This window comes from Streptomyces sp. NPDC045778 (assembly GCF_056431945.1).
This window is the reverse complement of the sequence record NZ_JBWKJZ010000017.1, coordinates 67789-82931: the sequence shown is the minus strand read 5'-3', so window position 1 is coordinate 82931 and position 15143 is coordinate 67789. Positions and strand designations below refer to the sequence as shown.

General features: G+C 70.0%; 10 protein-coding genes. 2 read left to right on the top strand and 8 right to left on the bottom strand.

The annotated features are described in order from the left end of the window. Positions 1-372: 372 nt before the first annotated feature. Positions 373-978 carry a YdbC family protein gene (locus tag AC07GB_RS22415; protein ID WP_478848060.1) on the bottom strand — a complete coding sequence of 202 codons (606 nt, stop codon included), beginning with the start codon at positions 976-978 and terminating at the stop codon, positions 373-375. A gap of 33 nt (positions 979-1011) precedes the next feature. After that, a complete protein-coding gene (locus AC07GB_RS22410; RefSeq protein WP_478848058.1) occupies positions 1012-1833 on the bottom strand; it encodes an arylamine N-acetyltransferase family protein in 822 nt (273 codons plus the stop codon). Between the two features lie 119 nt (positions 1834-1952). Between AC07GB_RS22410 and AC07GB_RS22405 the strand changes: the two genes are divergently transcribed. Beyond that, a complete protein-coding gene (locus AC07GB_RS22405; protein WP_478848056.1) occupies positions 1953-2483 on the top strand; it encodes a TerD family protein in 531 nt (176 codons plus the stop codon). 62 nt (positions 2484-2545) lie between these two features. On the opposite strand, the gene AC07GB_RS22400 is transcribed toward AC07GB_RS22405, so the two are convergent. Further along, a complete protein-coding gene (locus AC07GB_RS22400; RefSeq protein WP_478848054.1) occupies positions 2546-5437 on the bottom strand; it encodes a vitamin B12-dependent ribonucleotide reductase in 2892 nt (963 codons plus the stop codon). Positions 5438-5574: 137 nt separating this feature from the next. After that, positions 5575-6129 (bottom strand): transcriptional regulator NrdR, encoded by a 555-nt coding sequence (gene nrdR, locus AC07GB_RS22395; protein ID WP_478848052.1) that lies wholly within the window; start codon positions 6127-6129, stop codon positions 5575-5577. 515 nt (positions 6130-6644) lie between these two features. Between nrdR and lexA the strand changes: the two genes are divergently transcribed. Beyond that, on the top strand, positions 6645-7430 hold the full coding sequence (gene lexA / locus AC07GB_RS22390; protein WP_030680474.1) for a transcriptional repressor LexA: 786 nt from the start codon (positions 6645-6647) through the stop codon (positions 7428-7430). 336 nt (positions 7431-7766) lie between these two features. Here lexA and AC07GB_RS22385 read toward each other — a convergent pair whose 3' ends face one another. The 4 genes from AC07GB_RS22385 to AC07GB_RS22370 form a co-directional block, all read right to left on the bottom strand. Beyond that, positions 7767-9737: an ATP-dependent DNA helicase gene (locus AC07GB_RS22385; protein ID WP_478848050.1), complete on the bottom strand. Its 1971-nt coding sequence runs from the start codon at positions 9735-9737 to the stop codon at positions 7767-7769. A 40-nt stretch (positions 9738-9777) separates the two neighbouring features. Continuing rightward, the gene (locus AC07GB_RS22380; RefSeq protein ID WP_478848048.1) at positions 9778-11655 is read right to left on the bottom strand and encodes an IucA/IucC family protein; all 1878 of its coding nucleotides are present in this window, start codon (positions 11653-11655) and stop codon (positions 9778-9780) included. A gap of 247 nt (positions 11656-11902) precedes the next feature. After that, a complete protein-coding gene (locus AC07GB_RS22375) occupies positions 11903-12679 on the bottom strand; it encodes a GNAT family N-acetyltransferase (protein WP_478848046.1) in 777 nt (258 codons plus the stop codon). Positions 12680-12784: 105 nt separating this feature from the next. Then, complete coding sequence (locus AC07GB_RS22370) at positions 12785-15094, bottom strand: IucA/IucC family protein (protein WP_478848044.1); 2310 nt, start codon at positions 15092-15094, stop codon at positions 12785-12787. Positions 15095-15143 lie beyond the last annotated feature (49 nt).

Below are 15143 nucleotides of genomic sequence, written 5' to 3'. Positions count from 1 at the left end.
CGCGGAAGCCTTCGAGCGGCCGGGCACCGTGAAGAACTGCTGACGCCACGGCCGCCACACGCGCGAGAGCTTTCAAGCAGCCCAGCACCGCGCAAAACCGCTGACGCATGGCCGCCACACGCGCGGAAGCCTTCGAGCGGCCGGGCACCGTGAAGAACTGCTGACGCCACGGCCGCCACACGCGCGAGAGCTTTCAAGCAGCCCAGCACCGCGCAAAACTGCTGACACCTTGGCCGCCACGCACGCGGGGCGTGCGCCGGGCACCTCGCCATCGCCCAGGGGATCTACGCCCCCCGGTCAGCGGGCCCGCGCACGCCCCACACACAGCCACCGCCCCCGGCCCTGGGCAGCCGCTCCCCCCCCCACGCCACCTCACACCGTCCAGGACGGCTCCAGCTCCACGACGTCTCCCGCCAGCGCCGCGACATCGGCCTCGGTCTGCGCGCGCAGCGAGAGCCGTTCGACGCGCTCCGCGCGGTACTTGCCGTGCTCGGCGGCGGACTGCCACATCGACAGGACCAGGAACTCATGCCCGGGGGCCTCGCCGAAGAGCCCTCGGACCATCCCCGGCGAGCCGGCCATCGCCGGGTTCCAGACCTTCTCCTGCATCAGCGCGAAGTGCTCGACCCGCTCCTCGTGGACACGGCAGTGCGCCACGCGCACCACGTCGGCCTCCGTGAAGCGCGGTTCGAAGCCCGTCTTCACGTCGAAACGGTGGTCGAAGAGTTTGACCTGGACATCCCTGTAGGTGCCCACCTGCGCCGCCGCGAGCCGGTCGTGCGAGCGCGCCATGAAGGAGTCGTAGAAGGCCCGGCTCTCCCAGAACGCGAAGACGTGCGCCACGTTCGGCCGACCACGACTCCATCCCCCGCCCTGTCCCCGGAAACCCGGCTCTCCCAGAAGCCCCGCCCACTTTCGCTGCGCCCGCTCGTATCCCCGGCGGTCCACGACGGTGCAGCGAATCCACTTGACCAGCACCGCGCCATCGTACGGTGCGGCGCGTGGCGCGGGTCACGCTCCCGAGTAGTGCCCCCGGATCAGGTCAACGAGCTCCTCGTCGCTCAGCTCGATACCGAACTCGCGCACGAGCACGTCCCCCAACTCGCCTCCGGCCACGTCCCGTTTCTCGAGTTCGCCGTCGGGCGCCGTGACGGCCAACTCCGTGCCGGTCAGCCGAAGACGCACCTCGGGGGTGGCCTTTTGCAGGATGGGGCGGCGGACGAAGGGAGACGTGGGGTGGGTGGAGATGTAGTGGTTCATGACGGCATAGTCGACGGGAAGGCACGGAGTCGACGTGTACGAGTAGAGGTCGAACCAACCGTCAGGGTGCTCGGTCCGCAGCACCATCACTCCGTCCGGCTCGCTCTTCAGACCGAACCGCCATGCTCCTTGTCGCTCGTCGACCCCGTCACGCAACAAGAGGGGCTCGATCAGCCCTTCACCGCCGAAGCCGACGTCGCAGTGCCACTGCTCACCGTCCGCCTCGACCTTCAGGAGCATGTGCGTCACCGGGCGTACGGATGTCGATCCCGCCCTGATACGGGCACCGAATCCTGTCACGGAGAAGCCGAAACGTTCCAGCACGGCGGCGAACAGGAGGTTCTGTTCGTAGCAGTAGCCGCCGCGCCGACGGCGCACCATCTTGTCCTGCAAGGCGGCCACGTCCAGCAGGACGGGGCGGCCGAGCATGATCTCAAGGTTCTCGAAAGGGATGGCCAACACGTGGGCGCGGTGCAGCGCGCGCAGTGTCGACAGATCCGGCTTCGTCTCCCCCTCGTAGGCAATCCTGGCCAGATAGGCCTCGACATCCAGTTCCTTCTCGTTCCATGTCACGGGACAATGATCACCACGGGGGCGATCGACGCAAGGCCATGGGTCATGACGCCGATGTCAGTGGGAAGCCTTAGCGTGTCCGTAGCACTGGCAACCGGCCGACGGTGAGGGGGAGTTCGGTGAGCAACATCAGGAAAGGGCTCAAGAAGGTCGAGGTCGGCCTGAGATGGGACCCGAGCCCCCTCGGTACGCCGCCCCACGACCTGGACATCGTGGCCGCGACGTACACGGCCGAGGATCCGTACGGCAGCCCCGCCTACTTCGTGCACTTCGACAGCCGGTCCCCGGACGGCACGATCACGCTCAGCAGGGACAGCAAGACCGGCCAGGGCTTCGGCTACGACGAGGTCATGGTCCTGGAGCTGGAGCGGCTCGCGGAGAGGTACGTGCGCGTGGTGGTCGGCGTGGCCATCCAGCAGCCTCCGGAGGGCAGGGCCTTCGGCGACATAGTGAATGCCTCCGTCCGGATCCGCGAGGGGTACACGGACCTCACGGAGCACGACTTCGCGGAAGTCGCCGGTTCCACGGCGTCCGTGGTCGCCGAGTTCACCCGGGACCAGCCGGGCGGGCCGTGGGCGTTCCGCGAGCTGCTGCACGGCTTCGACACCGACTTGGCGTCCTTCACGTCCGCCATGGGCGGCGTCCGCTGAGAACGCGATGAGGGGCGGCGGACCCGAAGGCCCGCCGCCCCTCACCTCACGGCGTCACGCGGTCAGCTGCAACCGCTGGTGGAGCCGCAGCCCTCGCAGATGTAGCACGAGCCCGCGCGCTGCATCTTCGTACCGCAGGAGAAGCACAGCGGCGCGTCGGCCTGGATGCCCAGCTGCATCTCGACCAGCTCGGCGCTGGTGTGGGCCTGCTGCGGGGCGGGCACCTCGACCTTCACCTCCGGGGCGGCGACGGCCTTCAGGGACTCCGTCTGGCGCGGGGCGGACTGGGCCAGGCCCTCCACGTCGACGTCCTCGTCGGCCGGCTCGTACGAACCGGTCTCCAGGTGACGCTGACGCTCCTCGGCGGAGTGGATGCCGAGCGCGGAGCGGGTCTCGAAGGGCAGGAAGTCCAGCGCCAGGCGGCGGAAGATATAGTCGACGATCGACTGCGCCATCCGCACGTCCGGGTCGTCGGTCATGCCGGCCGGCTCGAAGCGCATGTTCGTGAACTTGGAGACGTACGTCTCCAGGGGCACGCCGTACTGGAGGCCGACGGAGACGGCGATGGAGAAGGCGTCCATCATGCCCGCGAGGGTCGAGCCCTGCTTGGACATCTTCAGGAAGACCTCACCGAGACCGTCGTCCGGGTAGGAGTTCGCGGTCATGTAGCCCTCGGCGCCGCCCACCGTGAAGGAGGTGGTGATGCCGGGACGGCCCTTGGGCAGACGCTTGCGGACCGGGCGGTACTCGACGACCTTCTCGACGGCCTCGCGGATCGTCGCCTCGGTCTTCTCCGTGACCTCGGCCTTCTCCTCTTCCTTCTTCTTGGCGGAGAGGGGCTGGCCGACCTTGCAGTTGTCGCGGTAGATCGCGAGCGCCTTGACGCCCATCTTCCAGGCCTCGAAGTAGACCTCTTCGACGTCCTCGACGGTCGCCGTCTCCGGCAGGTTGACCGTCTTGGAGAGCGCGCCGGAGATCCACGGCTGGATGGCCGCCATCATGCGGACGTGGCCCATCGCGGAGATGGAACGCTCGCCCATGGCGCAGTCGAAGACCTCGTAGTGCTCGTGCTTGAGGCCCGGGGCGTCGATCACATTGCCGTGCTCGGCGATGTGGGCGACGATCGCCTCGATCTGCTCCTCCTGGTAGCCCAGGCGGCGCAGGGCCTGCGGCACGGTGCCGTTGACGATCTGCATCGAGCCGCCGCCGACGAGCTTCTTGAACTTGACCAGGGCCAGGTCCGGCTCGAGACCGGTGGTGTCGCAGGACATCGCGAGACCGATGGTGCCGGTCGGGGCGATCACCGAGGCCTGGGAGTTACGGAAACCGTTCTTCTCACCCAGGCGCAGGACGTCCTGCCAGGCCTCCGTGGCGGCGGCCCAGATCGGGGTGTCCAGGTCGTCCATGCGGACGGCCGCGGTGTTGGCGTCGGCGTGCTGCTTCATGACGCGCTGGTGCGGAGCGGCGTTGCGGGCGTAGCCGTCGTACGGGCCGACGACCGCGGCCAGCTCGGCGGAGCGCTTGTACGAGGTGCCGGTCATCAGCGACGTGATGGCGCCGGCGAGGGCACGGCCGCCGTCGGAGTCGTACGCGTGGCCGGTGGCCATCAGCAGGGCGCCGAGGTTGGCGTAGCCGATGCCGAGCTGACGGAAGGCGCGGGTGTTCTCGCCGATCTTCTGGGTCGGGAAGTCGGCGAAGCAGATGGAGATGTCCATCGCCGTGATGACCAGCTCGACGACCTTGGCGAAGCGCTCGGACTCGAAGGACTGGTTGCCCTTGCCGTCGTCCTTGAGGAACTTCATCAGGTTCAGCGAGGCGAGGTTGCAGGACGTGTTGTCCAGGTGCATGTACTCGCTGCACGGGTTCGAGCCGTTGATGCGGCCGGACTCCGGGCAGGTGTGCCAGGCGTTGATCGTGTCGTCGTACTGGATGCCCGGGTCGGCGCAGGCCCAGGCGGCCTCGGCCATCTTGCGGAAGAGGGACTTGGCGTCGACCTCTTCGATGACGTCACCGGTCATGCGGGCGCGCAGGCCGAACTTGCCGCCGGTCTCCACGGCCTTCATGAACTCGTCGTTCACGCGGACCGAGTTGTTGGCGTTCTGGTACTGGACGGACGTGATGTCGTCGCCGCCCAGGTCCATGTCGAAGCCCGCGTCACGCAGCGCGCGGATCTTCTCCTCTTCCTTCACCTTGGTCTCGATGAAGCCCTCGATGTCGGGGTGGTCGACGTCGAGGATGACCATCTTGGCCGCGCGGCGGGTGGCGCCGCCCGACTTGATCGTTCCTGCGGAGGCGTCGGCACCCCGCATGAAGGAGACCGGGCCCGAGGCGTTGCCTCCGGAGGACAGCAGTTCCTTGGAGGAACGGATGCGGGAGAGGTTCAGGCCGGCACCGGAGCCGCCCTTGAAGATCATGCCCTCTTCCTTGTACCACTCCAGGATCGACTCCATGGAGTCGTCGACGGAGAGGATGAAGCAGGCGGAGACCTGCTGCGGCTGGGGCGTGCCGACGTTGAACCACACCGGCGAGTTGAAGCTGAAGATCTGGTGCAGGAGGGCGTACGCCAGCTCGTGCTCGAAGATCTCGGCGTCCGCGGGGGAGGCGAAGTACTTGTAGTCCTCGCCGGCCTTCCGGTACGTCTTCACGATGCGGTCGATGAGCTGCTTGAGGCTGACCTCGCGCTGCGGGGTGCCGACCGCGCCCCGGAAGTACTTGCTCGTGACGATATTGACCGCGTTCACCGACCAGAAGTCGGGGAACTCGACGCCGCGCTGCTCGAAGTTGACCGAACCGTCGCGCCAGTTGGTCATGACGACGTCACGGCGCTCCCAGGCCACCTCGTCGTACGGGTGCACGCCAGGGGTCGTGTGGATGCGCTCGATGCGCAGGCCCTTGCCGCCCTTGGCTCCCTTGGCGCGGGACCCTCGTGCGGGGCCGCTCGTCGTCTCGGTCATGCCGCCTCCCTGTATCAGGCTAAAACGCCCAGAAGTGCCGCGTTCTTCCCGCAGCACGGTGTGTGTCTTGTGTCGCGTGCGCCGCGTGGGCGCCTCGTGACAGGTCTAGGTTCGCCGCCGAACCGTCGGCAGGACGGTCAGTCGGCGGCAGTGGCAGGCTGCGGGACTTCTGGAGTCCCCCCGGGCCCGCGGCCGGTCGCGGCCCGCTCCGCGCCGGAGCCGTCCGGCGCGCGGTCACCCCGCTCCTCGCGTCGGTCCCTCAGCTCCGCGATCGCGGCCTCGAAGTCCTCGAGCGAATCGAACGCCCGGTACACGGACGCGAAGCGCAGATAGGCGACGAGGTCCAGCTCCTGCAGTGGGCCGAGTATGGCGAGGCCCACGTCATGGGTGGTCAGTTCGGCGCTTCCCGTGGCCCGCACCGCTTCCTCGACCCGCTGGCCCAGCTGAGCCAGCGCGTCCTCCGTCACCGGTCGCCCCTGGCATGCCTTGCGGACGCCGTTGATGACCTTGGTGCGACTGAAGGGTTCGGTCACGCCGCTGCGCTTGACCACCATCAGTGAGCACGTCTCCACCGTGGTGAAACGGCGCGAGCAGTCCGGGCACTGACGGCGCCTGCGGATCGACGTGCCGTCATCGGTGGTGCGGCTGTCGACTACGCGGCTGTCGGGGTGCCTGCAGAAGGGGCAGTGCATGGAACTCCCAACCCTCCTTCACGGCACGACTCACAAGCCTCTGGGGACCCTTGAGGCCCTCGAAGCAGCCCCAAGCATAGGCGATGCCGGAGCCCCTGAAAGACCAGGGACCACAACTTCTGGGCTGCGGTCGCAATCCAACCACTAGATCTGGGGTTTGCCGTAAATTTCGACGCCGTCGCGTGTCGTGTCGATCGCTCCCGCGCGTCGCGCCGTCCACCCCTTGCGCGCCCCGGGCCCGGCCACACCAACGCCACCCGAGAGGGGCCGGTGCGGGGTTGACGCGGGCGCGGATGGCACTATGAGAGCCTCACTCGGCAGGGTTACAACCCCGGCGGTGAAGCGTACCGTAATGAACCGAAATGCCTTTCGGCCTCGGCGTGAGCTATACACCCGGACACATGATCACGGCAGGTAATCTGCGATTTTTCACTCGAACGTGTGTTTGGCGCAACCTTTCGAAAGCAACTACCGTTGGCTAACTAGGGAGAACATCTCGAGAGGGGCCGACCGACGTGACCACCACCGCAGACAGCGCCACTATCAGTGCCCAGGACCGCTCCCGGAGCCGATTCGAGCCGGTGCATGCCATGAATGACGCAGCCACGAACCAGGAGGGGCCCAAGCCCACACGCTCCCTGCCGGGCCGACCTCCAGGGATCCGCGCCGACAGCTCCGGGCTCACGGACCGCCAGCGCCGGGTGATCGAGGTCATCAGGGACTCGGTGCAGCGGCGCGGCTACCCGCCGTCGATGCGGGAGATCGGGCAGGCGGTCGGCCTCTCCAGCACCTCGTCGGTGGCGCACCAGCTGATGGCTCTCGAGCGCAAGGGTTTCCTGCGCCGCGACCCGCACCGCCCGCGCGCGTACGAGGTCCGCGGCTCGGACCAGCCCAGCACCCAGGCCACGGACACGACCGGCAAGCCCGCCGCCTCGTACGTCCCCCTCGTCGGCCGCATCGCCGCAGGTGGCCCGATCCTCGCCGAGGAGTCCGTCGAGGACGTGTTCCCCCTCCCCCGGCAGCTCGTCGGCGACGGTGAGCTGTTCGTCCTGAAGGTCGTCGGTGACTCCATGATCGAGGCCGCGATCTGTGACGGCGACTGGGTGACGGTCCGCCGCCAGCCCGTCGCGGAGAACGGCGACATCGTCGCCGCGATGCTCGACGGCGAAGCCACGGTCAAGCGCTTCAAGCGCGAGGACGGACACGTCTGGCTCCTGCCTCACAACGCCGCGTACCAGCCGATCCCCGGCGACGAGGCCACGATCCTCGGCAAGGTGGTGGCGGTCCTCCGCCGGGTGTGAGCCTGTGCCCCCGACCGGGCCCCGGGACCCACTGCGCCGGTTCCGGGGCCCTGCTCTGTGCCCTGGGGCTCCGGGGTCCGCGGAGGCCGGGCAAGGGCTTGGGGCCGTCCGGGCGGGGCTGGGCGGCTTGAGAAGGCGCCTCGGCACGCCTTGGTGGGGCCCGACACGCCTTCGTAGGGCTGGGCGCGGTGGCGTGCAGGCCTTGAGCGCGGTGCGCTCGCCAGCTGTTCGGTCGCCCGGTCACTGTGGCCGCTGACCGGTGACCCGCTGGCCTGTCGGGCCAGTGGCTCCTTCCCCCGCCTACGCGCCCTTCAGCCTCCTACGCGCCCCCTTGCGCTACTCGCTCTTCTCCTTGGCCACCGCGTCGATCGCCGCCAGGGAGCGCCGCGCCTGATTACGGTCCGTGGTGTACCAGAAGTCAGGGAGCGACGCCCGCAGATAGCTGCCGTACCGGGCCGTGGCGAGGCGCGGGTCCAGGATGGCCACCACCCCTCGGTCCCCCGACGCCCGTACGAGACGGCCGGCGCCCTGCGCCATCAGCAGAGCGGCATGCGTCGCCGCGACCGCCATGAAGCCATTGCCGCCCGCCTCGTCCACAGCCTTCTGGCGGGCGCTCATCAGCGGGTCGTCCGGGCGCGGGAACGGGATCTTGTCCATGACCACCAGCTGACAACTGGTGCCCGGCACGTCGACACCCTGCCAGAGCGAGAGCGTGCCGAACAGACAGGTCTGCTCGTCAGCCGCGAAGTTCTTGATCAACTCGCCGAGGGTCTCCTCGCCCTGGAGCAGGATCGGCATGTCCAGGCGCCCGCGCAGCTCCTCGGCCGCCGACTGCGCCGCGCGCATCGAGGAGAAGAGCCCCAGCGTGCGCCCGCCCGCGGCCTCGATCAGCTCGGCCAGCTCGTCGAGCATGTCCTCGCGCGTGCCGTCGCGCCCGGGGCGGGCCAGGTGCTGGGCGACGTACAAGATGCCCTGCTTGCGGTAGTCGAAGGGCGAGCCGACGTCCACGCCCTTCCACACCGGGGCGTCCTCTGCCTGGGTGCCCTCGGGGGCCAGGCCGAGGGACGCCCCCACCCCGTTGAAATCGCCGCCGAGCTTCAAGGTGGCTGAGGTCAGGACCACCGAGCGGTCGGTGAAGAGCTTCTCCCGGAGGAGGCCCGAAACCGACATGGGCGCCACGCGCAGGGAGGCGCCGAAGCGGTCGTGGCGCTCGTACCAGACGACGTCGTACTCGGAGCCGGTCGTGATGCGCTCGGCCACGTCGTGGATGGTCTCCACGGAGGCCAGGGCCTGCTTGCGGACGGCGTCCTCGTCCTGGACCGACTTGTCGCGGGTCGTGCCGAGCGCGGTGATGACCCCGCGGGCCGCGTCACGCAGGGCCATCAGCGCATAGCCGAGGTCCTCCGGGATCTCCTCCAGACGGCCGGGCAGTGCCAGCTCCATCAGCCGCTCGAAGCCCTCCGCGGCCGTCTGGAGCTGGTCCGCGACCTTCTCGTCGACGAGCTTCGCCGCGCGGCGCACCGCGCGGTTCACCTGTCCCGGAGTGAGCTCGCCCGTGGCGACGCCGGTCACCCGGGACACCAGCTCGTGGGCCTCGTCCACGATCAGTACTTCGTGCTGAGGCAGGACCGGAGCGCCCTCGATCGCGTCGATGGCGAGGAGGGCGTGGTTGGTGACCACGACCTCGGCGAGCTTGGCGCGCTCGCGGGCCGCCTCGGCGAAGCACTCCTGGCCGTACGCACAGCGGGTGGCGCCCAGGCACTCCCGGGAGGAGACAGACACCTGGGCCCAGGCCCGGTCGGAGACTCCGGGAGTGAGGTCGTCGCGGTCCCCGCTCTCGGTCTCGTCCGCCCAGTCCCGCAGGCGCAGCAGATCCCGGCCGAGCTTGCTCGTGGGGGCCGCCGCCTCGAACTGGTCGAAGAGGCCCTCTTCCTCCTCCTGCGGCACGCCTTCGTGGAGGCGGTGCAAGCATAGATAGTTCGACCGGCCCTTGAGCATGGCGAACTGGGGGCGGCGGCGCAGCAGCGGGTGCAGGGCGTCCACCGTGCGCGGCAGGTCCCGCTCCACGAGCTGGCGCTGTAGCGCCAGGGTGGCCGTCGCGACGACGACCCGCTCCCCGTGGGCCAGCGCGGGCACCAGATAGCCGAGGGACTTGCCGGTGCCGGTGCCGGCCTGGACCAGCACGTGGGAGCCGTCGTCGATCGCCTCGGCGACGGTCTCGGCCATGGTCACCTGGCCAGGGCGCTCCGTGCCTCCGACAGCGGCGACGGCGGCGTGCAGGAGTTCGGGGAGTGAGGGCTTCGTCATAGCCCGACCACCCTACGGTGCCCCACTGACAACGCCGCCCTCAAGGCTGGTGGAGCGGGTTCGGCACGGTCCCGTGCACGGCGGCGTGCGGACGTTCCGCGCGGTCGCGGTAGCCGTCGAGGTGGAGCCGGTTCCGGTTCAGGCACAGCCGGTCGATACGGGGAGTGAACAGGTCGAACATCTCGTAGCGCTCTTTGAGCTCGGGGACGCGGGCCTGGTGGCGCAGGATCTCGGCACGCACGAGGGCCCAGAAGTCGGATTCGGTGACGCCCATGTGTTCCTCGCACAGCGGCGCCAAGTAGCGGAAGACGCCCACGAAGAGCCCGGCGTGGATGAACTGGGTGAGGAAGGCGGGGGGCTCGGTCAACAGGATGTCGCGCACGGCGGGCGGCATGGAGTCGTGCTCCGGCACGCGCCTGGCGCTGACGTTCACGTCGTCTACGAAGTCCTTCACCGCGAGCCGTACGGGAACGTCACTGTCGTCGAAAACAACGATGGTGTTCTCACCATGGGGCGAGAACACCGTGCCGTACCGGTAGAGGAAGTGCAGCAGGGGCGGTAGGAGCGCCGCGAACAGATGGCTCAGCCAGACGGTCGGCGTCAGCCCGGAGCGCTGGACCAGCTCGGCGACGACAGCACGTCCCTGCGGGTCGGTGTGCAGGAGACAGGCAAGCGTGCGGGCGCGCTCCCCCGGCGCGAGGTAGCGGGTGAGGGGCTCGCGCCAGATGACGCCGAGCAGTTCCTTGTACTGATAGGGAACTTCGGGCAATGAGTCGTATACGGGGTGCTCGACCGCTACGGATGCGACCTCTCCGAGGAGGATCACGCGGCATTCGTCGCGTAGGAACGGGTCGGCGTCCCGCAAGGCGTGCACCCAAGCAGTGACGGCCGGGGCGGCGAGTGTGCGCTCCGTGGGCAGGCCGCGCCACACCAGAGTGTTGAGGACGGACAGCGGCAGCTTGATGGTGTGCCGCTCGGGGTGTGTGGTGTTCAGGAACGTACGGATGGACTGTTGGGGCAGGCGCAGGTCGCCGTCGGTCGGCAGCGGGACGACCTTCCCGGAGGCGACGGACGGGGCGAAGAGGGGCAGCACGACGTCGTCCCACTGCCAGGGGTGCACCGGCAGGTAGAGGTACTCCTCCGGATCGAGTCCCCGCGCGCGGAGCAGGGCGGCGTAGGACTCCTGTGTGGCGGGGGCGAGTTCACGGGCGTAGAGCTTGTCGGAGGTGTCCAGGCCGGTCACGCCCCGGTAGGTGGCGATGCTGGTGTGGACCGCGATCCAGGGGATCGTCGCGCTGGTGCGCGCCTCGGGTGCCCAGTGCAGTGCGTCCGTGGCGGAGAAGCCGATGCGGCCTTTGTTGAGGACGAGCCAGGGATGACCGGTCTGATGCCCTTCCAGTTCCGCGTATCCGAGGTCGGCCAGCCGGGCCGCGCTCAGCGCCCCGTGGTCCAGACGGGTGTCCGCGCTGAGCGTCACGGTCAGTTCGCGGATGAGGTGTCCGAGCGTGGCACCGTCAAGGCCGAGGGTGCGGCGCGCGGCGGTCAGGAAGCGCAGCGGGTCGGTCATTGGCTGAGGCCGGTCGCCTTCGGTGAGGGTCAGGCTGGCCGGGTCCACGCGCCAGCTGCCGTAGGCGCCACGGCAGGCACGGAAGGTGAGCAGGGGGCGGGGCTGCTCGCCCGCGGGGGGTTCGTCGAGGGGGAGGCGGTACGTGCCTGAGTCCTCGCCATCGCCGAAGCCCTCGCCCACCCCCTCAGGGACGGGCTGGATGATCTCTTCGTACGCGAACTCGCCGATGATCTTCGCGAGCAGTCGCCGGCCTGCCTGCTCCCAGCGTTCGTGTGTCAGCTCGGGCGGGTCGTAGAGCGCGGCGGGGGCTTGGAGTTCGTGGGGTTTGTGGGGTCCTGAGGGATTCGGCACGGGGACTCCTCTGGGAGGGAACCGGATCGGGTCGAGCGGTGTATCAGAAGTGAGCAGGGCGTCGTGGGTGGGTCGTCGTGGTCGGGCCGTCGTGGGCGGATCGTGTTGCACGGACCGTGTTGCACGGACCGTCGTGGGCGGATCGCCGCGGGCGGGCCGCCGGGCGGTTTGTGGTGAGCGGGTCGTCGGGCAGTTGTGGCGAGCGGGTCGTCGGGCGGTTTGTTGTGAGCGAACCGTCGTGTGCGGGTCACAGCACGTCGCGCAGGGACCGGTCACGGATCATGAGCGCCGCCCGCTTGTCGGGGAGATCGACCTCGGCGGCGAAGCGGAAGCCGGCGGTGAGGAAGGCGGAGACGGAGGGGGTGTTGCGCAGGTCTGGTTCAGCTACGACGCGTGCGCAGGAGGGGCGGTGATCGAGTACGAGGTCGGCGACGGCTCTGAGCAAGGTGCTGCCGAGCCCTCGGCCGCGGTCGGCGACACCACCGATCAGGAGGTGAATTCCGGTGTCGTGGGGCCGCGCTGGATAGTGGCGTGCCAGCGGATCCAGGTCGGCGCGGTAGATCTCCCAATAGCTCATGGGGGTGCCCGCGAGGACGCCGAGACACGGGACGCTGCGTCCGTCGCCGTCGAACTGGGCACGCAGGTGTGCCTCCGTGACGGCCGGGGGTCCGGCGAGTTCCCAGAACGCGGCGACGGCTGGGTCGTTCATCCACCCGCTGATGAGCGCCAGGTCGTCTTCGAGGCGGACGGGTACGAGGCCGAAGGCTCCGGCCTCGGTGGGCGCCGGGCCCCAGGCAGCGATGTGGTCGAGGAGGTCCTCCGGTGCCGGGGTGCCCGCCCCGCCTGCCGTCGGGGGCGCATCGCCGTGGGTGTCGGCTGCCACGCGGGTCGGCTGCGCGTCGCTCTGGGGGGTCTGCGCGCCGAGGTCGTCGGGCAGCCGCAGGTCGAGGGTCTCTTCGAAGTCCGTGGGGCCCGCGGTGGCGGGCTCGGTTCCGGCGTCGGTGCTCGCTTCGGTGGAAGGCACGACGTCGCTCCTCTCGGCAGGGGGGCGGGTTCAGTGGGGCCGGGTGTGGTCCTCAGGGGTGGGTCGTGACAGGCAGAGGTCAGGGTCGGCGGCGGGGTGGAGGGTTCACATGTGGAGGGGGTTGGCGATGCTGACGTAGACGGATTGGGTGTCGACGGGACCGACCAGTTCGTCGAGGCCGTGCAGGCGGGTCAGCAGGTTGGCCTTGCAACGCAGCACGGGTGAGTCGAGCAGCCGGGCGGGCAGAGGGGTGCGGAGTCGGCCGGGCCCTGCTGCCACATCGGTGAGGAAGCGGCGGAAGGCGGCGAGCAACAGCCGCTCGTCGGCGAGGCGTTGGGATCCCAGGGCTCCGATGAGGCCCAGGACGTTGTTGATGCCGAGGTAGTAGGCGAAGCGCTCGTCGGTCACCTCGTCGGAGACGAAGGTGTCGCTGTGCTGCCCGATGCCGGGAAGGCGCTTGTCCAGCTCGGTGCGGCGGGACTCGCGGAAGTAGTAGCCCTGGTTGTCCCGGTAGCGCCCGCCCGTGGGCCAGCCGTCGGGGTCGAGCAGCAGCAGGGTGTTCTGCTGGTGGGCTTCCAGGGCGATCCCGGCCTCGCTGTCCAGCCACAGCACGGGGCGGACGACGCTTTCGAGGTACCGCAGGAACCACTCTGCGGCCACGGCTCCGCGCGGCCGTCCGGTGCGCCCGGCGAGACGGGTGATGATCTCGGCGAGCCGGGAGCGCATCGGCGGGCGGTCCTGGCCGCTGAACCGGCCGGTCGGCTTGGGCGAGACGAGGCCCGCGATGCAGGTGGCGTCGTCGGTGGGGCCGAAGGGGTTGTGCCGGATCATGACGTCGATCCCGGCGAGGGGGTTGCCGTCGGCTCCGGTGACGGCGAGCCAGGCGGGGTCGCGGATCACGTCGAAGCCGGGGTGAGCGGCCTGCCACTGTTCGCCGAGGCCGCTGCGCAGCAGGCGGTGGACCTCGACGCCGCGGTGGAGTTCCTTGTGGAGGTTCTCACGACGGGAGTTGGTGATGCGCAGGCCGAGCGACAGCTTCAGCATGGCGGGCGCGCCGGACCGGTAAAGGGTGCGTACGGAGGAGGTGGGGCACCAGGGCGTGCCGTGTGGGCCGCAGTCCTTGAGGAGCCCGGCGGCCAGGAGGGCGGCGGCTTCGGGGCGGTGCTTGAGTTCCCGCATCTGCCACGGGTGCACGGGAAGCAGGGCGTGACCGTCCGGCGGCGTCAGACCGGGGCCGGCCAGGCGTGCGGTGAGTTGCTCGGCCGGCACGGTGCGGCCTCGCTCGGTCCAGGCCGAGGCCGTGGCCAGGACGGAGTGGTCGACCGCCAGCCAGTGCAGCGGGAAAGAGCCGCGCAACTCCGGTGAGTAGAGCCGGGATTCGGTGCGGGAAAGGCCCTCGCGGCTCTTCGGGGTCGGGTGCAGGGGGTGACCGAGGAGGAGGGACTGTTCGGCGGCGAGGAAGAGATCGGGGGTGTCGTCCAGGTTGTTCCTGCGGTCGGCGAGGAAGTCGGCGGTGCGGCGGACGGAGTCGGCGACGCGGGCGACGAGGTCGGCGCCGTCCGTGGACTCTTGGGGTGCGGCCGGGGGCGTCCTCGGTGCTTCGGGAGTCGCGGGCCCGCCCGTGGCCGGGGTTGGCCCCGAGAGGGCTCCGGCCGGGGCCGGTTCGGTTGCCTCCGGTGCCGGGAGGCCGGTCGGGGGCTGCCGCGTGGGCATCTGAGGGCTGGGCGGCTGGTCCGTGGCGCCCGGGGGCAGCACCTCGGCCCCAGGCGCGGCGGCCTTCGGTGGCGCGGCCTCGGGCTCCGCGGGCGCAGGAACCCCGGCCTCCGGCGGCCGCGGAGCCGGCGGCGTCGCGCCCCGCAGGGTCGGCTTGTCCGGCTCCGGCTCCCCCGTGCCTTGTTCCCGGCCGCCCAAGGAGAGGGGCTCGGCTTGCTCGGCGGCCGGGGCCCCGGTGGGCTCGGAGGCGGAAGGGCTGTCTTGCTCCGCGGTCGCGGTTTCGCGGCTGAGGAGGGCGGCGACCGTGACCGCGTCGACCGGGGGCGCGGACTCGGGGCCGTCCTCGAGGTAGGGGAGGCCGAAGCGGTGCCAGCCGGTCGGGGACCAGTAGTCGACGGGGACCAGCAGGGCGGTGGCGCTGGCGTGGAGCGGGATGCGGAGGGAGCCCTGGTCGGGCGCGGCGATGCCGTTCTCCCGTACCCAGCAACGCAGCAGGTTCTCGACGGCGGCGGCCTGGGCGGCGACCTGCGGGTCGGGGTGGTCGAGGAAGTCGGCGGTGCCGTGCGGCAGGCGCTTGGCCTCGTGGGTCCTGCCCTTCTGCTGGGGGACCGTGCCGGACTCCGCAGCCGGCGGGGATTGCGTGCCGCAGGCGCCTGACGGGTGCGGTTGGGGACGGCCGTCGGATGCGGGGGTGGCGTTCAAGGGGCTTCCTTGCGTGGTGTCGGGCTCCGTGTGGCGACGGGCAGGGGCT

Coding starts and splice junctions, on each gene's coding strand:
- AC07GB_RS22385 (WP_478848050.1), bottom strand. CDS start 9,737: ATGACGAAGCCCTCACTCCCCGAACTCCTGCACGCCGCCGTCGCCGCT.
- AC07GB_RS22400 (WP_478848054.1), bottom strand. CDS start 5,437: ATGACCGAGACGACGAGCGGCCCCGCACGAGGGTCCCGCGCCAAGGGA.
- nrdR (WP_478848052.1), bottom strand. CDS start 6,129: ATGCACTGCCCCTTCTGCAGGCACCCCGACAGCCGCGTAGTCGACAGC.